The 17,947-nt window shown below is 72.7% G+C and carries 16 protein-coding genes; 3 read left to right on the forward strand and 13 right to left on the reverse strand.

Going from position 1 to position 17,947, the window contains the following annotated elements:
- Nucleotides 1-22: 22 nt before the first annotated feature.
- The 7 genes from OHS33_RS17160 to OHS33_RS17190 form a co-directional block, all read right to left on the reverse strand.
- On the reverse strand, nt 23-2,047 hold the full coding sequence (locus OHS33_RS17160) for a helix-turn-helix domain-containing protein (protein WP_330331284.1): 2,025 nt from the start codon (nt 2,045-2,047) through the stop codon (nt 23-25).
- A gap of 171 nt (nt 2,048-2,218) precedes the next feature.
- Nucleotides 2,219-2,974 carry a hypothetical protein gene (locus tag OHS33_RS17165; protein ID WP_330331285.1) on the reverse strand — a complete coding sequence of 252 codons (756 nt, stop codon included), beginning with the start codon at nt 2,972-2,974 and terminating at the stop codon, nt 2,219-2,221.
- Between the two features lie 56 nt (nt 2,975-3,030).
- Nucleotides 3,031-3,546 (reverse strand): hypothetical protein, encoded by a 516-nt coding sequence (locus tag OHS33_RS17170; protein ID WP_330331286.1) that lies wholly within the window; start codon nt 3,544-3,546, stop codon nt 3,031-3,033.
- A gap of 193 nt (nt 3,547-3,739) precedes the next feature.
- Nucleotides 3,740-4,462 carry an AfsR/SARP family transcriptional regulator gene (locus OHS33_RS17175; RefSeq protein ID WP_330331287.1) on the reverse strand — a complete coding sequence of 241 codons (723 nt, stop codon included), beginning with the start codon at nt 4,460-4,462 and terminating at the stop codon, nt 3,740-3,742.
- Nucleotides 4,463-4,669: 207 nt separating this feature from the next.
- On the reverse strand, nt 4,670-5,383 hold the full coding sequence (locus tag OHS33_RS17180; RefSeq protein WP_330331288.1) for a ScbR family autoregulator-binding transcription factor: 714 nt from the start codon (nt 5,381-5,383) through the stop codon (nt 4,670-4,672).
- 76 nt (nt 5,384-5,459) lie between these two features.
- A complete protein-coding gene (locus tag OHS33_RS17185) occupies nt 5,460-6,227 on the reverse strand; it encodes a glucose 1-dehydrogenase (RefSeq protein ID WP_330331289.1) in 768 nt (255 codons plus the stop codon).
- Between the two features lie 123 nt (nt 6,228-6,350).
- Complete coding sequence (locus tag OHS33_RS17190; protein ID WP_330331290.1) at nt 6,351-7,064, reverse strand: HAD family hydrolase; 714 nt, start codon at nt 7,062-7,064, stop codon at nt 6,351-6,353.
- A gap of 418 nt (nt 7,065-7,482) precedes the next feature.
- Here OHS33_RS17190 and OHS33_RS17195 point away from each other — a divergent pair, with 418 nt between their 5' ends.
- Nucleotides 7,483-8,478, forward strand: coding sequence for a ScbA/BarX family gamma-butyrolactone biosynthesis protein (locus tag OHS33_RS17195; protein ID WP_330331291.1), 996 nt, complete (start codon nt 7,483-7,485; stop codon nt 8,476-8,478).
- Nucleotides 8,479-8,616: 138 nt separating this feature from the next.
- Here OHS33_RS17195 and fbaA read toward each other — a convergent pair whose 3' ends face one another.
- From fbaA to OHS33_RS17225, 6 genes are all read right to left on the reverse strand, one after another.
- Nucleotides 8,617-9,639: a class II fructose-bisphosphate aldolase gene (gene fbaA / locus OHS33_RS17200; RefSeq protein WP_330331292.1), complete on the reverse strand. Its 1,023-nt coding sequence runs from the start codon at nt 9,637-9,639 to the stop codon at nt 8,617-8,619.
- Nucleotides 9,640-9,868: 229 nt separating this feature from the next.
- Nucleotides 9,869-10,408, reverse strand: a complete 540-nt coding sequence (pyrE, locus tag OHS33_RS17205) for an orotate phosphoribosyltransferase (RefSeq protein WP_330331293.1) — start codon at nt 10,406-10,408, stop codon at nt 9,869-9,871.
- A 41-nt stretch (nt 10,409-10,449) separates the two neighbouring features.
- Complete coding sequence (locus tag OHS33_RS17210; RefSeq protein WP_330331294.1) at nt 10,450-11,244, reverse strand: aldose epimerase family protein; 795 nt, start codon at nt 11,242-11,244, stop codon at nt 10,450-10,452.
- Between the two features lie 17 nt (nt 11,245-11,261).
- Nucleotides 11,262-12,143: an SRPBCC family protein gene (locus OHS33_RS17215; protein ID WP_330331295.1), complete on the reverse strand. Its 882-nt coding sequence runs from the start codon at nt 12,141-12,143 to the stop codon at nt 11,262-11,264.
- A 148-nt stretch (nt 12,144-12,291) separates the two neighbouring features.
- A complete protein-coding gene (locus OHS33_RS17220) occupies nt 12,292-13,935 on the reverse strand; it encodes a polyamine aminopropyltransferase (RefSeq protein WP_330331296.1) in 1,644 nt (547 codons plus the stop codon).
- 263 nt (nt 13,936-14,198) lie between these two features.
- Nucleotides 14,199-14,720, reverse strand: coding sequence for a DUF2617 family protein (locus tag OHS33_RS17225; protein ID WP_330331297.1), 522 nt, complete (start codon nt 14,718-14,720; stop codon nt 14,199-14,201).
- A gap of 768 nt (nt 14,721-15,488) precedes the next feature.
- Between OHS33_RS17225 and OHS33_RS17230 the strand changes: the two genes are divergently transcribed.
- The gene (locus OHS33_RS17230; RefSeq protein ID WP_330331298.1) at nt 15,489-16,691 is read left to right on the forward strand and encodes a pyridoxal phosphate-dependent aminotransferase; all 1,203 of its coding nucleotides are present in this window, start codon (nt 15,489-15,491) and stop codon (nt 16,689-16,691) included.
- Nucleotides 16,692-16,758: 67 nt separating this feature from the next.
- Nucleotides 16,759-17,934, forward strand: a complete 1,176-nt coding sequence (locus tag OHS33_RS17235) for a hypothetical protein (RefSeq protein WP_330331299.1) — start codon at nt 16,759-16,761, stop codon at nt 17,932-17,934.
- The last annotated feature ends 13 nt before the right edge of the window (nt 17,935-17,947 follow it).

The following is a 17,947-nucleotide window of genomic DNA, read 5'->3' on the forward strand; positions in this document are numbered from 1 at the left end:
GGATGCCGGCTCCCGCCTCCCGCTATGTCGGGGGGCGGGTGCGGACGAGGACCTCGCGGGTGCGGCGCAGCCGCAGTGCCATCTGGATCTCCAGGGCCTGGGCGGGCTTCTGCCAGCCCTCGCCCAGGAGTTCCGCGATCCGCTCCAGCCGGCGCGACACCGTGTTGGCGTGGACGTGCAGCGCCTCGGCGGCGTGCGTGGGGCTGGCGCCCGATTCGAAGTACGCCTCCAGGGTGCGGGCCAGCTCGGTGAAGCGGGCCGCGTCGTACTCCAGGACCGGGCCGAGGGCCTGCGCGATGAAGGCGTCCACGTCGTGGTCCGCCGACAGGAGCAGTCCCAGGAAGCCGAGTTCGCGCAGGGAGGCGGTGCCTCCGGCGCCGTCGAGCGCGGTCAGCGCGTCGAGGCAGCGCGCGGCCTCCTCGTACACGCCGGCGACCGCGGAGGGGCCCCTGGCCGGGCCCGCCGCGCCGGTGGAGACCGGGTGGCCGAGCAGCGGGGTGACCTCCATCGAGACCTGCCGGGCCGCGGCGGAGGCGTCGTCGCCGGGCAGCAGCAGCACGATGCAGCCGCGGCGGACGCCCTTGAGGCCGCCGACCCGGTAGGCGTACGAACTCGCCCACGCGACGGCGCGGCCCAGCTCCCCGCCCTCCGGCCGGACCACGACCACCACGTGCGGCACGTCGAGGTCGATGCCCAGGCGCCGGGTGCGCTCGCGCAGGTGCAGGTCGGAGGAGTGGTGCGGGCGGTCCAGCAGCTCCTGGAGCAGCTCGTCGTGGACGGGGCCCTCCGCGGCCGCCGTACCGCGCTGGATCAGCATGAGGGAGGCCACTGACAGCGCCGCCAGCTCCAGCAGCCGTACGTCCTCCTCGGTGAGGGGCTCGGCCGCGTGCAGCACCAGCACGCCGAGGTCCTCGGCCCCGGCGGTGACGGGCGCGACCCACACCTCGCCCGCGTCGGCGCCCGTGTCGGCGTTCAGGTCATCGTCCGCGCCCGCGGCGGCCGGGGCCTCGCGCGGGAGGCGGACCGGGCGGCGGGCGGTGTGCGCGTGCAGGGCGCCGCGGGTGACGGCGGCCTCGTCCAGGCCGACCGGCCCCGGCCCCTGGGTCAGCGGGCGGCCGCCGGGATCGCGGACCTGGAGTACGCCGTCCAGCGCGTCCGCGGTGGTCCGGGCGAGGGTGGCCAGCCCGGCCCCGTCCAGCACCAGGCGCGCGAGGCGGGCGTGGCAGTCCCACAGGTAGCGGACCCGGGTGAGGGTGGTGTCGGTGACGGTGCCGAACCGTTCCAGCTCGCTCGCCTCGTCGCGGGCCCGCTCCAGCAGCCGTGCCTTCTCGATGGCGACGGCGGCCAGGTCGGCCAGCGACAGCAGCATCCCCACCTCGGCCGGGGTGAAGGACCGCACGCGGCGGTCCGCGCCGTAGAGCACGCCGAGGATGCCCTCGCGGTGGCGCAGCGGGACGGCCAGGACGGCGCGCACGCCCTCGGCGCGGACCGCGGTGTCCACGCCGGAGGCGTGCGCGAGGGTGGTGTCGTGCGGGTAGTCCGCGCTCCACACGGGGGCGCGGCGCTCGCGGACGAGCGCCCCCAGCCCTTCGGCGGAGCCGATCCCGAGCCCGGCCTCGTACCCGGCGGCGGTGCCGTCGGACAGGTGCGGGTAGGAGGTCCCGTCGGGCCGGGTGAAGGTGACGCAGACCACGTCGAGGCCGAGCAGCCGCCGGGCCCGGCGCGCGATGACGCGCAGCAGGCTGTCGAGGTCGTAGGCGGAGGTCAGGTCGTGCGCGGTGTCGACGAGGGCGACCAGCCCGTCACCGCCCGCCGGGCCGTCGTCCTCCGGGGGGTCGGCCGCCACGGGGTCCGCGGCCGCGACGGGCCCCGTGCGGGTGCGGATCTCGTGGGCCAGGGCCACGGCCCGGGTCAGCCCGGGATCCGCCGTGGGCAGGAGCGCGTCGAAGGCGGCCGCGGGCGCGCCGGCGGCCAGCAGCTCCAGGACGGCGAGTGCCGCCGCCGTGCCCCCGGCGGCGTTCCCGGCGGTGTCCGCCGCTCGTTCCATGCGCCCCGTTCCCCCGCTCCCCGACGTACTGGTACGAATCAAGCCATCCGAACCTAGGTTCCGCCGTGTTCGTGGTCAAGTGAGCTTCCCGCCGGACTTCCGCTGGTCAGAGCGGGTGCACGGGCGGGACGGGGACCGGGGCGGCGGGCGGGGCGGGGTTCCGCCCCCGGGTCACGGCGGGCTCAGCGTGTCGCCCCGCAGCGGCGGCAGGCACTGGACCGCCCGCAGCGTCAGGGCCGCCGAGGTGCCCCAGCCGATCAGGCCGGGGAGGTCCTCCGCGCGGTCGCCCAGCTCCGTCCACATCAGCCGGTGCGGGCGGGCGCCCGCCGCCGCCAGGGCCCGCCACCGCATCCCGCCGAGCGCCCGGTCGTAGCGCGCGTACAGCAGCCGGGCCGTCGGCACGGCCAGCGGACCCAGCTCGCGCACGCACAGCGACGCGAACGCCGGGAGCTCCGCCAGGTCGAGGCCGCGCTCCCGGGCCCGCTCCAGACCGCCCAGCCAGGCACCCAGGACCCCCTCGTACGTCCTGGGACCCGTCATCTGCCCGAAGCAGACCCCGATGCCCTCCCCGAGCAGCCGCGCACCGGCCGCCGGCCCCTCCCCCGAGGCGGACAGCACGACGATCAGGTTGGGCCGGTCCACGGCCGCCACCAGCGCGCGGGCCGCCGCGTACGAGGTCCCGTCCCCCGGTGGCGGCGCCGCCACCAGCCCGCCCAGCGGAAGCAGTACGTCGCACACCGCGCCGACGGCCGCGGGCCGCCTCGGCACCCCGTACAGCAGGTTCCGTACCCCCAGCCGGTCCGCGAACTCCCGCATCCCGTCGGGCCGCACGCCCGGCATTCCCTCCAGCCACGGCGTGACCCCCTCGGCCACGAGGCGGCGCACGGCATCCGCGGCGCCGGGCTCTTCCACAAACGCAGCACCCATATCCAGCGAGTGTGCTGCGCCGGAGCCCGCCGCACACGGCCGGTCCCGGCCGTGTGTCAACTCACCCCACCGGGCGCGGCGCCCGCGAGCCGGGCCATCCGGGCCATCCGCGAGCCCAGTCGGCGCACGGCGTCCAGCACCGGATCCGGGCCGGGGCCGACGAACCGCCCCGGCGGCCCGGCCGGTCCGATCCAGGACATGCCCAACGCCTCCGCCATGGCGGCCAGTTCCCGCAGCCGCCCCTCCGCGTCCCCGTCCGGGCGCACGAACCCGGCGGCTGGCTTCCCCTGCCAGCCGCCCCGCGCGAGCGCCTCCGGCAGCGGCAGCGGCGCGCCGAACAGGATGCCGTCGGCCTCGGCCAGCAGCTCCCACTGCTCCTCACCCGGGCCCCCGGAGCCCGGGCCCCCGGAGCCCGGGCCCCCCGAGCCCGGGTCCCCGACGGCCAGGTCCGCGACCGCGACGAGGCGGCTGCGCGCACCGGCTTCCGCGGCGCCGTCGCGCGCCACGAAAGCCTGTGCGCAGGCCCGCCCTCCGTGGACCACCACGATCAGCGGAGGTGGGGTCAGAGCCATCCCGTGTCACTCGCGGACGGGTGGCCGGGAACGGTGGCCCGGCAGGCGCGGGAGGAGGTGCGGTGGTTCATGAGGTGACACTTTCCACTAGAAACATACCTGCCGGAATGATGACTCATCCGGCGGGGCGACGAAAAAGGACCGGATCGCAGGAAACGGCCCAGAAGACCTGCCGCATGATGAACGCCGCAGGTCAGGCGGCCATGGGGACGAGTGGGGGCGGACCTGGCAGCAGGACCCGGCGCAGCGCGCGGGTGGTGTCGGCCGGACAGGACCCCAGGTCCGAACCGAGTGCATCTGCCAGGGTTCGGTATGTTTCGAGGGACTTTCCGGCCATCACGGCCCGCAATTCGGTCCGCAGCTCCGGGTGCCGGCCCAGCGCCAGCTCGGCCTCCACCCACTGCTTCAGTGCCGAGAGCCGGGTCGCCTCCAGGTCCGCGATCCGCGCGGCGAGCCGCGGACCGGCCTCGATCCCCTCGAAGGCCGGACCCCGCCACAGCCCCAGCGCCCCGCGCAGCCGCCGGGCGGCGGCGGCGAACTCCCCCCGGGCCATGGCCCGGTAGCCCGCGCCGGTCTCCCGGGCGAATTCGCCCTGGTCGCTGCGGCCGCCATCGGTGTCCAGTAAGAATCCGCCGGGCAGCGAGACCAGTACGGCCTCGGGGGTGCGCCGCCCGGCGGAGTCGGCGGCTCCCGCGAGGAGTTCACGGATCTGGCGGATCGAGGTCAGCAGCACCGAGCGGGCGTGTTCGCCGTCCGGTGCGTACGCCGACAGCTCGGCGGCCAGCACGGTGGTGGGCACCATCTGGTCGGCGTAGGCGGCGAGTACGGCGAACACCTGACGGGCGGGCTGGGTCTGGGGGACCACGGGCACGCCGTTCTCCAGGGCGCGAAGCCCGCCGAGCACTTCGATGTCCATGAATCCCCTCCCCAGGGTGCGACGCGTCAGGATCCGCGCGAATACCGGACCTTGCTCAAAAAATAATACCCGGAAGTTTTTTTCAAGGGAACGCTCTGCGCAGCACGAGTCACGTGAGCCGGGGCACAAAAAATGAGCCGGGGCACAAAAAAACCGGCCCTCCCCGCCGTGAGGCGGAGAGGGCCGGCGAAAAGCGCGCCGGTGAGGTCAGGCGACGTGCTCCTCGGCATCGCCGGGGAACTGCCGCAGCCCGTCGCAGTCACACAGGTGCGCCCCCTGCGCACCGTGCAGCGCGCGGCCGCCACGGCCGGGAGCCGTGTCGAGCCGGATCGCCACGGCCGAGACGACCAGGCTCGGCATCACGCTCGTGTACAGCGCCGAAACCTCCTCGTCGAGGGTGAGGCCGAGGGTCTGCGACATGACGTTGAGTCCGGCGAACGAGCCGACGATCAGCCGGGACGGCTGCCCCGGATCCACGTGCGAGAGCAGCTCGCCGCGGGCCTTGGCCTCCGTCATCAGCTCGGTGTGCAGGTCGATCCACCCCTGGTAGGGCGCCGCCCGGTCCAGGGACCGGCCGTTCTGCTCCAGCGTGAGCCGTGCGCTGCCGCGCATCAGCACATCGTGCTGGAGGCGGTGCGAGAAGATCATGCCGATGTCGACGAACTGCTGTGCCTTGAATTCCTGCGGCGTGAACGCGGGGTCGACACTGACCTGTGCGTCGATGACCGCCTGCGCCAGGTCTTCCTTCGAGTCGAAGTGGAAGTACAGGGCGCCCTTGGTGACTCTGGCGATCTTGACGATGTCCGTCAGCTTCGCCGCGTCGTAGCCCCGGTCCTCGAAGACCAGGGCGGCAGCCTCCAGGATGGCCTGGCGCGTCCGCACCGCGCGGTCCTGCTTCACCTGGGGTCGTTCAGTCCTCATCAGTCGTTCTGTCCCTCTCCATGCCCCCGATCGATCGGCATTACATGCCCCCGGGTACGTACCTCTGAGTACAGCTTCACACCATGGTGAAGCCTCCGTCCACAGGCATCGTGACGCCTGTGACGAAGGAGGCACGCGAGCTGAGGAGCCACGCGGCCGCTTCCGCGATCTCCGCGGGCTCCGCCGTCCTGGGCTGCGGGGTCGCCGCGTGCAGCTGGGCCTCGACGCCTGGAACGGCGGCGAACCACTGTTCCACCACCTCGGTCCGGGTGGTCCCCGGGGCCACGGCGTTGACCCGGATCCCCTGGGCGGCGTACTCGGCGGCGGCGGCCTTGGTCAGGCCGATCACCGCGTGCTTGGCGGCGACGTACGGTGCGGCCACCGGGGTGGCCAGCAGGCCGCCGACGCTGCTGTTGTTCACGATCGTGCCGCCGCCGGTCTCCAGCATGGCCGCGATCTCGTCCCGCAGGCAGTTCCACGTGCCCCGGACGTTCACGTCCATGATCTGGTCGTACAGGTCGTCGCCCATCTCGTGCAGCGGCGAACGCCCGACGCCCCAGCCCGCGTTGTTGAAGGCGCAGTCCAGCCGGCCGAAGCGGCGCACCGCCACGGCCACCGCCTCGGCCGTGTCCCCCGCACGGGTCACGTCGGTGACGGCGTACTCGACCTCCGCGCCCTGCGCCCGCAGCTCGTCGGTCAGCTCCTTGAGGCGGACCTCGCGACGTGCGGCCAGCACGAGCCGGGCCCCCTCCCGGGCGAACACCCGGGCCGCGGCGGCTCCGATGCCACTGCTGGCCCCCGTGATCAGCGTGACCTTGCCGTCGAGCATCCGCTCTCCTGCCATTGCTGTCCCCATTCCACGTTTCACGTTTCTGTTCGTCCGGGTCGTCCGGATCGTGCGGCTCGTCCGGCGCGGCTGGCTTGATCTGCCCGGTCCGCGCACGCCCCCCGGTCCGTCCCGGAGGGCTCAGGCGGCCCAGGAAAGACCCGCCGCGGCCTCGCCGTCGAGAGTACGCAGCAGCTCCTCGCCGATCTCCTCCAGGGAGCCGACCAGGTGCCGTACGCCCGCCTCACGCATCAAACCTGCTTGGAAGCCGTACTTGAAGGGGCTGGGGTGGCCGATGAAGGGCACCCGCAGCGCGCGGGCGGCCTCGGAGACCCGCGCGACGTCGTCGATGAAGACCGCCTGGTCGTAATCGACCCCGAAGGTGTCGACGGCGATCTCGTGGATGCCCGGCCGGAAATCGTTGGTGCAGATGTAGCCCGGCTCGTCGAAGAGGTGCGCGTAGCGGCCGAGGTAGGTGTCGAAGTGGGACCGGTCCAGGCCTCCGTAGCAGACCGTCCGCAGGCCCAGGGCGCGCAGCCGGTGCAGGAGCTGCTCGGCGCCGGGGAGCACCTCCAGGGGGTGCTCGGCGAGGTACGCGGCGCGCTCCTCGAAGTACACCTCCAGCACCTTCTCCGGGGTCCAGTCGACGCCGGCCGCGGCGCCGAGCGCCCGGGCGGCGACGGTGCGGGACTGCGAGAAGACCGCGCGTTCCACGTCCGCGTCGTAGACGCCACCGCGGCTGGTGACGAACCGGTGGATGACCGGGCTGAACGTGTCGTTGAGCAGGACCCCGTCGATGTTGACGGCGGCGAGCCGCAGGTGGTCCAGCGGGCGGACGGCGTGGCGGGCGGGCATCGGTGTCTCCCATCGGCGGGGGCCGCTTGGGGTGGCAGGTGGTGCGGGTGCGGGACGCCGCGGGCGGCGGCGGGACCGTTCCGAACAGTTGCAGCCACCGGCGTACCAGGGGACCCCCAAAAAATACTCCCAAGTACGCGGAGGCTGCTGAGTAAAAGATACCGGACGCATGTCCGGTTCCACCTCATCGGCTGAAAATCGACGCAGGGTGACGGAATGTTCGCTTCCTAGTCACTGACCTGCGGAAACCTTGCTGCATGCGGCTGGTTCCGCTACCCATGACGGTGTGGAGTATGTCACTTCCGAGTCCCAAACTCCGTGATCATCGGGTAATCCTCTGACTGTCAACCAAACCCGGAAGTACGTACTTGGCGACGGCAATCCCGAGCGACTTCCGGCCATGATCTCGAGGGGCATCATGATCACGACCCTGGAACCGACGACCGCGCCCGCCACCCTGCCCTTCCTCTCCCCGGACTGCGTCTGCCCGGACGGGTCGGGACGGACCCTGACCAGCACGGTCCCCCGAGAGCTCGTGCACCGGGCGGCCGTCGCCGAGGTCTTCCTCACGGGTATGTGCCGGCCGGGCCCCGACCGCTTCCACGTGCGCGCCCAACTCCCGCGCGGGCACAGCTTCTTCAGCCCGATCGCCGGTACGCACTACGACCCGATGATGATCTGCGAGACCATCCGCCAGGTCGGCTCCTACATCGCGCACGAGGCCTACGGGGTCCCGCTCGGCCACCAGTTCCTGCTCTGGGGCCTCGACTACGCGACGATGCCCGAGAACCTCGTGATCGGGGACGCCCCGGCCGACCTCGACCTCGAAGTGCGCTGCTCCGATATCCGCATGCGCGGTACGCAACTCCAGGCACTGCGGTACGAAGTGACCATGCTGCTGAACGGCACGGTGATCGCCACCGGTGACGTCGGGTACACCGTGACCTCTCCGGCGGTCTACCGGCGGCTGCGCGCCGAGCAGTTGGACCGCAGACCGATGCCCTCCCTGCCCATGGCACCCCTCATGCCCGCGCAGGTCGGCCGCTTCTCCCCCTTCGACGTGGTCCTCGCCGCCACCGCGCAGGCCACGACGGGCGTCACCTGGCAGCTCCGGTACGACACCCGGCACCCGGTGCTCTTCGACCACCCCGGGGACCACCTGCCGGGCATGGTCCTGCTGGAGGCCGCCCGCCAGGCCGCGGTGGCCCTGACCCCCGCACCCGCCGTCATGCCGGTCTCGGTCGTCAGCACCTACCAGCGGTACGCGGAGTTCGGCATACCGCTGTGGATCCAGGCCGAGCGCACGGGCCCGACCACGGTCCGGGTGACCGGTACACAGGAGGACGAGCAGGTCTTCCTCGCGATCGTGGGCACCGGCCAGGTGCAGGCGATGCCGTTCGGGATGACGGCCTGAGGCCGATAGCACGGGGGAATGACGCAGAAGGGCCCTGATCCACCGCTGACCACGCGGTGGAGCAGGGCCCTTCTCTGGTTTCCGGTGAGACCGTCTCCGGTCAAACGACCGCCGGTGAAACGGTATCCGGTGAAACGGCTACTTCAGCTTGGTGCCGGTGGAGCGCAGGTTCGCGCACGCCTCGGTGACGCGGACGGCCATGCCCGCCTCGGCGGCCTTGCCCCAGGTGCGGGGGTCGTACTTGGACTTGGTGCCGACCTCGCCGTCGACCTTCAGGACCGCGTCGTAGTTGCGGAACATGTGGTCCACGACCGGGCGGGTGAAGGCGTACTGGGTGTCGGTGTCGAGGTTCATCTTCACGACGCCGTTCTCCAGCGCGGTGGCGATCTCCTCGGCGGTGGAGCCGGAGCCGCCGTGGAAGACGAAGTCGAACGGCGAGGACTTGCCGTACTTCTCGCCGACACCGGCCTGCAGGTCCTTGAGCAGCTCGGGACGCAGGACGACATTGCCCGGCTTGTAGACGCCGTGGACGTTGCCGAAGGAGGCGGCCAGCAGGTAGCGGCCCTTCTCGCCCAGGCCCAGGGCCTCGGCGGTGCGCAGCGCGTCGTCGACGGTGGTGTACAGCTCGTCGTTGATCTCGTGGCTGACGCCGTCTTCCTCGCCACCGGTCGGGGTGATCTCGACCTCAAGGATGATCTTGGCGGCCGCGGCCTTGGCCAGCAGCTCCTGGCCGATGGCCAGGTTGTCGGCGAGGGTCTCGGCGGAGCCGTCCCACATGTGCGACTGGAACAGCGGGTTCAGGCCACGGGCCACGCGCTCGGCGGACACGTCGAGGAGCGGGCGGACGTAGCCGTCCAGCTTGTCCTTCGGGCAGTGGTCCGTGTGCAGCGCGACGGTGATGTCGTACTTCGCGGCCACGATGTGCGCGAACTCGGCCAGCGCGACCGCGCCGGTCACCATGTCCTTGTTGTACTGGCCACCCAGGAACTCCGCACCACCGGTGGAGATCTGGATGATGCCGTCGCTCTCGGCCTCCGCGAAGCCGCGCAGCGCAGCGTGCAGGGTCTGGGTCGAGGTCACGTTGATCGCCGGGTAGGCAAACTTGCCTGCCTTCGCCCGGTCGAGCATCTCGTTGTAGACCTCGGGGGTTGCGATGGGCATCTGTCCGCTCCTTGGATGTGCGGGGAGTGTGCTTATTGCGGGCCCTGACCTGGGGGCGACGTTGCCGTCGGGGCCATCTTTCCAGACTCCGCACGACACTCCACCTCGACGGCGGCCCGGCACGGCCCCAGCCGGGGGGAGTGTTTCACGTGAAACACCCCACCCCGCGGGAAAGACCCAGGTCAGGACCGTTCCAGAGAATTCCGGGGACCTAAGTCACCAGTTCCGGTCAGGAGAGGCCGAGGTCACCGAGCTGGTAGCCCGTGAGGTACGACAGTCCGGCGGCGGCGATGGCGTCGGCGGCGCCGCGGTCGACGATCGTGGCGACGGCCACGACCTCACCGCCGGCCTCCCGGACGGCCTCGACGGCGGTCAGCGGGGAACCACCGGTGGTCGAGGTGTCCTCGACCACCAGGCAGCGACGGCCCTTCACCTCGGTGCCCTCGATCCGGCGCTGCATGCCGTGGGCCTTCTGCGCCTTGCGCACGACGAAGGCGTCCAGGCGCTGCCCGCGCGCGGCGGAGGCGTGCAGCATCGAGGTCGCGACCGGGTCGGCGCCCAGGGTCAGACCGCCGACGCAGTCGAAGTCGAGGTCGGCGGTGAGGTCGAGCATGACCTGGCCGACCAGCGGAGCGGCTTCACCGTCCAGGGTGATCCGGCGCAGGTCGATGTAGTAGTCGGCCTCCCGCCCGGAGGAAAGCGTCACCTTGCCGTGCACCACGGCCTTGTCCTTGATCTGCTGGAGCAGCTCACCACGTACGTCACTCATGCCCATGAGCTTAGGGCCCGCCCGGGAAGTCGGTCACAGCGCTAGAGGCGGCGCCAGGTCCAGGTGGTGGAAAGCTCCAGCGGGTCGACGGGAGTGACCAGGCGCGGCGCGGTGTTCAGGCCGTTGGGCGGGCCGGACTGCGGCTCGACGCAGACGTAGTCCTCGGGCTGGTCGTAGACGACCAGCCATTCGGCTCTGCTGGTGAGGCGCAGTTCCAGGGCGCCGGGCCAGGTCAGGGTGACGTCGACGCCGTACGGCATGCCGAAGCAGTCGTCCCAGGGGCCGGGCAGCGGCTCGATGCGCCGGCCGGTCGGGAGGTAGTCCTCGCCGCGCTCCTCCTGCCAGGCCGGCTCGAAGGTGATCCGTACGTCCTCCCCCACGCCGAGGTTGCGGCGGAACCAGGGGTGCCAGCCGACCTGGGCCGGGAAGGAGTCGTCGTACGTCTCCACGCCCATGGCCAGGGTGAGCGCGTCCGCGGTGAGGCCGAAGGTCTGGGTGACCCGGCCCGGGAACGGCCACGGCGCGGTGAGGTCGTAGGTGAAGGAGGCCTCGGCGGTGCGGTCGTCGGTGCCGGTTCCGGCGGGGCTCCAGGCGGCGTGGCGGCCGAAGCCGTGGATGGCGTGCGGCGGGTGGTCCAGCGGCATCTGGTGGAGCACGCCACCGTCCCGGAAGCGGCCCTCGCCGAGCCGTCCGCACCACGGGACCATCGGGAAGGACCCGAAGTCATCGCCCTGGCGCAGCAGTTCCAGTCCGCCGACGCGCAGACTGCTGATCCGGCAGCCGTTCTTCTGGTCGACGGTCAGTTCGGCGCCACCGGCGCTCAGTCGCGTACTCATGCCCCTGACACTACGTGTCAGCGGCGGCGGCGCAGGGCACGTCCGACGACGACCGCCGAGGCGAGGGCGAGGGCCGCGGCGGGGGCCAGCCAGCGCAGGTTCAGGGCCTGGGAGCCGGAGTCCGGCGCGGGGACCGGGGCGTAACGGCCGCGCGGGGGCGCGTGGTCGACCTCTTCGGCGCTGCGGCCGATCATCGTGCGGCGCGCGTGGGCGGCTTCGGCGGGCGGCCGCGGGGTGTCCCCGAGATCGCTGAACTCGCCGAAGTCGTGGTCGAGGAAGGGGTCCAGCGACGGCGGCGGCACCTCGGTGTCGAACACCGTGGCGGAGACTTCGATGACCTCCGGCCCGTCCGGCCCTTCGGTCTCGTCCGCCTCCTCGGCCTCCTCGGGGGACTCCACCGCGTCGTCGCGTGGCCCGTCCGTGGCCAGTGCGTCCATGACCGGCGCGTCCATGACCGGCGCGGGCGGGGTCGTGGCGGCGGTCGTCAGGTTCGCGGCGGTCCGGTCCAGCAGCCGGTGCACCGCGGTGGCGGTGGCCTCCGGGGCGAACCCGGCGGCGCGGCCGTCGGCGCTGCCCCCGGCGGTGACGACCAGCCGGGTGCCGCCGTCCGCCGGGACGAGCCGCAGCGAGAGCGAGACCTTCACGGAGCCCGGGCCCCGGACCTCCGTGCCCTCGCCGCCGGCCTCGAAGGTGTCCTCGTCCCGTTCGGTGACGGACAGCGCGCACCGGTAGGTCACGGTGTTGCCGCCGACCCGCAGCTTGAGCCGCCCGGCCAGCGGCCCGGAGGCGTCGTCGGCGTCCTGCTGGAAGCCGGGTACGCACCGGGCCAGGCTGGCGGGGTCCCGCAGCACCGCTCGGAGGTCGGCTGCCGGTACCGGAACGAACACCTGATGCTCCATGGCGCCGAGCCTACCGAGGGCCCGGCCCGGCCGTGGGCTTTCCGGGCCCGGGGCCGTCGTTTTCGCGGGCGGTCGGACGGACACCAGGAACGAGTGACGCCCAGAACGAGTGGCACCCGGAACGAGTGACGCCCATGACGCGTGACGCTCAGAACGAGTAGCGCGGGTGCGGGAGGGTCGAGGGGGGCAGGCCCCGCATGCGGACGCGTTCGGTGTCGCGGGCCGCGTCCTGGAGGGCGCGGGTGGACAGGGAACGCAGCACCGGGGCGTCGCTCTCGACCCGCAGCAGGGGGGTCCCCTCCCGGGCGGACAGGACGAAGCCCCAGTCCTGCGGCGGGGTGGCCGAGCCGCCCTGCGCGCGGTCGGGGCCCGCCGCGAAGCCGGTGAGCCTGCCGCCCGCGCTGTACGGCGCGGTGCACAGGCCCGCGGCGCGCAGGGTGGCCTCCACGGTCCAGTAGGTGCGGGGGCGGGAGGTCAGCGGGCCCGCGTGCACCGCGAGCCGCCCGCCGGGGCGCAGCGCCCGTGCGGCCAGCCCGTAGAACTCCTGGGAGTACAGCTTGGTGCTGGGGGTGATCCCGGGGTCGGGCAGGTCGGACACGATGACGTCGTAGCGGCCGGCCGCGCCGGGTCCGCGCAGCCAGTGGAAGGCGTCCGAGGTCACCACACCGATCCGCGGGTCGGCGTACACGTGCGCGTTGAGCTGCGAGAGCATCGGGTCGGTGCGGGCGAGCCGGACCACGCCGGGGTCGAGTTCGACGACGGTGACGGATTCGACGTCGGGATAGCGCGCGACCTCGCGGGCGGCGAGCCCGTCGCCGCCGCCGAGGACGAGCACGCGGGCGTGCGGGCCCGCCATCGCGGGGTGCACGAGGGCCTCGTGGTAGCGGTATTCGTCGTAGCCGCTGACCCGCAGCCGCCCGTCGAGGTACAGGTCGAGGGAGCGCGGCGAGCCGGTGGGCGGGCCGGTGACGACGAGTTCCTGGACGCCGGTCTGGACGGCGACCCGCACCTCGTCCCCGTAGACCGCGCGCCGGGCCACCCGTTCGAAGTCCCCGGCCAGCACGGTCGCCGCGGCGAGGACGAGCAGCACGCTCACATTGGCGGCGACCAGCAGCCAGCGGCCGCGGCGGCTCAGGTCGCGGCGGAAGAGCCACAGGACAAGTGCCCCGCCCGCCACCGCGTTGACGGTTCCGGTGAGCATGGCGCCGGTGAGCTGGCCGAGCAGCGGCAGGAGCAGGAAGGGGAAGGCGAGCCCGCCGACGAGCGCGCCGACGTAGTCGGCGGCGAAGAGGTCGGCGACGGCGCCGCCCGCGTCCTGGCGCCGGACCCGCTGGATGAGGGTCATCAGCAGCGGGATCTCGGCTCCTATGAGGATGCCGATGGCGAGGGAGAAGGCGACCAGGGCCGGTCTGGACTCGCCGAACCAGGCGAAGCTCGCGTACAGCGCTATGGCGGAGAGTCCCCCGACCAGGGCGAGCAGCGCCTCGACGGCGCCGAAGCCGAAGGCGGGGCGTTCGCGCAGGCGTTTGGCCAGCAGGGAGCCGACGCCCATGGCGAAGACCATGACGGAGAGCACCACGGACGCCTGGGTGACGGAGTCACCGATCAGGTACGAGCCGAGGGCGAGCAATTCCAGTTCGTACACGAGCCCGCAGGCGGCGCAGACGAACACGGTGGCCAGGACGAGGAGCCTGCCGGTCCGGGGCCGTACGGGGAGGGCGGCCGGGACGGTGGCCCTGCCCCTCGGCTCCGCTGCCGGGAGCACTCCGCCGGGGGCGGAACGGTCGATCATGAAGCGAACCGTACGTCACTGCCTGCCTGCACCCCGTCACCCACATGGGTGCAAGTGGCGTACTGTTCCAGCCAGTTGGCGTAACCACGGAGCACCGCGCAAGCGATCGCACGCCGGACTGCGGCGCCGCCCGGTGCGGAACCGGCCCGGATGCCGGCCCGGAGATCGGCCCGGAGATCGGCCCGGAGATCGGCCCGGAGATTGGTTCGGAGATCGGCCCGGAGATTGGTTCGGGACCGCTCCGACACGCGTAGGACAGCGCCCTACAGCGCGGCGGCCGACATCCGTACGCCCACCCGCGTCCGGGTCGCGACCAGTTGCCCCTCCTGCGGGTACGCGTGCCAGGTGCGCCACCTCACCTGTCCCTCGCAGCGCTGGGCGAGCAGCGCCGTGAAGGCGTGCGGGCTGCCGGGAAAGGTGCCGGCGAGCCCGTTCGGGTGGTCCGCGACCAGGGCGAGCAGCTCCTGCGCCCGCCCCGCGAAGGAGCCCTCGGAGAGGGTCTCGACGCGCGCGGCGAACTCGTACTCCCAGTCGCCCACCCGCTTGGCCACGCCGAGCGGCAGCGGTGTGCTGCTGCCCGGCATGCAGGCGACGGTCTCCGAGCAGAGCACCTCGCCCTCCTCCAGCAGCACCTGGTGGGAGGCGCCGAGCAGGCGCAGCTCCACTTTCGCGCTCTCCAGCTCAAGGTTCAGTACGGCCAGGGCGGGCAGCCGCTCCCGACCCAGGGCCCAGGCGAGGTCGGCGGCACGCGTGTCGGTATAGGTGGTCTGGAGGGTCGTGAGCATGAGTCGGCTCCGCAAACGCGCGAGGGGAGATGGGCCGGAACCCGCCAGCGGTAATCAACGGGTGGGGGGTCACCGGCTCGGGTCCACAGGAAGTCCAGCGAGGTCCGAGGACTGGTCTACTCAACCGAGGGAATCATGAAAGGCACGGCACTCACAGCGTTTTTACCCAACTTGACGGGGTTTACATCCCCCCGGGGGCTCCACAGTTCAGGTGTTCAACCAGCGGCCCCGCGCGGCGGTCCCACACACGGCCCAACCAGGGGTTCCGCGGGAATGCGCCCGGCGAAAACCACCCCTGCCGGGCACCTTCCCAGCGCATATTCCACGCGCCTACTCCGCGTCCGCGACCCCTCGCCCGGTCAGCTGCTCCCGCACCCGCCGCCCCCGCACGACGAGGACGATCCGCAGGAGCTGCTCGAACACGAGGACGAGTGAGAGGACGAGCAGGACGAGTGCGAGTGCGAGTGCGAGTGCGAGTGCGAGCCACCGTCCGAGGACGAGCCGCCGTCACCCGCCCACCAGCTGCCGGAACCGGAACCGGAGGACCCGCCCGACGACCCCCGCGACCCGCCCCGCGCCAGCCACCAGAAGAACCCCACCAGCAGTACCGCGATACCGATGAAAAAGGCCAGGAACATGATCCCCGCCCCCCTCCTTTGCCGCCCCGGTCCCCCGGGGTGCGGGATCCCCTCGTCCCGCGTGACAAGGGGATTCCCGCGGCCCGTTCCGGCCAAAGCACACTTGAGCAACTCCAGAGCTTGGCCAAGGATGACGCCCATGAGCGCACCCGTGGGCGGCAGCCGCCCCTTCCTGAACCGCCGTCTCGCCTCCTTCGGCACGACGATCTTCGCGGAGATGTCCGCGCTGGCCACGAGCACGGGATCGATCAACCTCGGGCAGGGGTTCCCCGACACCGACGGCCCCGCCGAGATCGCCGAGGCGGCCTCCCGCGCGGTGCTCTCCGGCCGCGGCAACCAGTACCCGCCCGGCCCCGGCGTCCCCGAGCTGCGCGCCGCGATCGCCCGCCACCAGCGGCGCTTCTACGGCCTGTCCTACGACCCGGACACCGAGGTCCTGGTCACCGCGGGCGCCACGGAGGCCATCGCGGCCGCCCTCCTCGCCCTCCTGGAACCGGGTGACGAGGTCATCGCCCTCGAACCGTTCTACGACTCCTACGCCGCCTGCATCGCGATGGCGGGCGCCACCCGCGTCCCGGTCACCCTGCGCCCGCACGCCGGAGCCTTCGCCCTCGACCTCGACGAGCTGCGCGCCGCCGTCACCCCGCGCACCCGGCTGCTGCTGCTGAACACCCCGCACAATCCGACGGGCACCGTGCTGAGCGCGGACGAGCTGGCCGGGATCGCCGCGCTCGCCGTCGAGCGGGACCTGCTCGTCGTCACCGACGAGGTGTACGAGCACCTGGTCTTCGAGGGCGCGCACACCCCGCTGGCCTCGCTGCCCGGGATGCGCGAGCGCACGGTGACGATCTCCTCCGCGGGCAAGACCTTCTCCTTCACCGGCTGGAAGGTCGGCTGGGTGACGGCGCCGCCGGAGCTGGTCACGGCGGTCCGCTCGGCCAAGCAGTTCCTGACGTACGTCTCCTCGGGCCCGTTCCAGTACGCCATCGCCGAGGCCCTGGACCTGCCCGACGGGTACTACGACGACTTCCGCGCCGACATGGCCCGCAAGCGCGACATCCTCTCCACCGGCCTGAAGGCGGCCGGATTCGAGGTCTACGCCCCGGCCGGCACGTACTTCATCACCACCGACATCGCCGCCTTCGGCGAGCGCGACGGCCTGGACTTCTGCCGCCGCCTGCCCGCCCTGTGCGGGGTCGTGGCCATCCCCAACCAGGTCTTCTACGACGACAAGGCCGCGGGCGCCACCCAGGTCCGGTTCGCGTTCTGCAAGAAGGACTCCGTGCTCCAGGAGGCGGCCACCCGGCTCGGCCGCCTCTCCCGGCTCTCGTAGGGTCTCCCCTGACGGCCTTCCACCCGCGGACGGACGCACGCACGCAGGACCGGAAGGCCGGGGGGACATGACCACGGGCACCAGCACGGTGACGGCTGCGCCGCGTCCGCGGACGGCGGCCCTGTCGGCCGGGATGACGGCGCTGGCGGTGTTCGCCGCGGTGCGCGCCTTCGGGGCACTCGTGATCGCGGTCGCCTCCTGGTGGCTGGGCAAGGACCCGCTCGCCGTCCTCGGCACGTCCTTCGACTCCGGCTGGTACATCGCGATCACCGAGCACGGGTACGGGCGCAGCCTCGCCTGGCCCCACAGCGGCTCCGTACAGAGCGATCTGGCCTTCTTCCCGCTCTACCCCTCCCTGATGCGGCTGACGACCCTCCTGCTGCCCGTGGGGGCCGCCGGGGCGGGTCTCCTGGTCGCCTGGGGAGCGGCCGCGGCGGCCGCCGTCGGGGTGTACCGGGTCGGCGAGCGGGTCGCGGGGGCCCGGGCCGGGGTGCTGCTGGTGGCGCTGTGGGGGGCGCAGCCGCACGCCGTGGTGTTCACCATCGGCTACACGGAACCGCTGCTGGCGGCGCTGGCCGCCTGGTCGCTGTACGCGCTGCTGCGCGAGCGGTGGCTGTGGGCGGCGGGCCTCGCGGTGCTGGCCGGGCTGACCCGGCCGACCGGTATCGCGGTGGCCGCGGCGGTGTCACTGGCCGCGCTGTACGCCCTCCTGGCACGCGGGGCGCACCGGCGGCCCGAGGTGTGGGCGGCCGGGCTGCTGGCCCCGGCGGGCTGGGCGGCGTACGTACTGGCGGTGGGCGCGCACCAGGACGACCTGCTGGGCGGCTACTTCGCCGTGCAGGATTCCTGGGGCTCGCGCTTCGACTTCGGGGCGGGTGCGGTGCGCTCGGCCGCGAAGGTGCTGGCGGGGCACGGCTCGCCGCAGGCCGCGATGACCCTGGCGGTGCTGGCCGTGGCCCTCGGGCTGATGGTGCTGCTCGTGGTGGACCGGGCGGCGCTGGGCCCGGCGGCGCTGCCGCTGCTCGTGTACTGCGCCGTGCTGCTGGTGATAACCCTCGGCGGGGCCGGGTTCTTCGAGTCCAAGCCGAGGTTCCTGCTGCCGGCCTTCCCGCTGCTGCTGCCGGCCGCGGCCGCCATGGCGAAAGCCCGGCCGCGGACCGCGGTCGTGGTGACCGGGGTCCTGGCCGGGCTCTCGTGCGGTTACGGGGCCTACCTGATGCTCGGGCCCCACGTACCGCTGTAGAACTGCTGGCGAC

It is taken from the genome of Streptomyces sp. NBC_00536, from assembly GCF_036346295.1.
In the GTDB taxonomy this organism is placed as follows: domain Bacteria; phylum Actinomycetota; class Actinomycetes; order Streptomycetales; family Streptomycetaceae; genus Streptomyces.